Here is a 473-nt window from a genome sequence, read left to right as displayed (position 1 = left end):
AGTGATGAGAGCGAATGTGGTAGCAGAGTGAGAGCAAGCTGTTGCTCTCACTGTTCAGATCGCAGGTTCTTAGCGGTTATTCATTCGATATAGTTCAAATACCGGTTTCATGCGGTGAAACAACAGTTTCTTACCGTTTGAAACTTCAGTTCCACATGGCTTGAAACTTTAGTTTCCCCGCTTGAAACAACAGTTTCTTCTGCTTGAAACTCTTGGTTTCATTACTTGAAACTTTTAGTTTCCCTATATGAAACTACTTCGATTGACTCCCCTGGTGTAAAGGGCTCTGCGAAACCTGGATGATACAAAGTGAGGGCAACAGTTATCTCTCACTCTGCTACCACATTCGCTCTCATCACTGCAATGCCGATGAACAGGAGGATACAGACGGATAGTGAGAGCATGGGAGCAAAAGTCGTGCATAATTACTGTTGAGAGCAAAAAAAGAGGTTGTGTCAAAACGCTGGCACAAC

The organism is Bacteroides sp. HMSC067B03 (assembly GCF_001811315.1).
Taxonomy (GTDB): Bacteria; Bacteroidota; Bacteroidia; order Bacteroidales; family Bacteroidaceae; genus Bacteroides; species Bacteroides faecis.
This window is presented reverse-complemented; position numbering follows the sequence as displayed.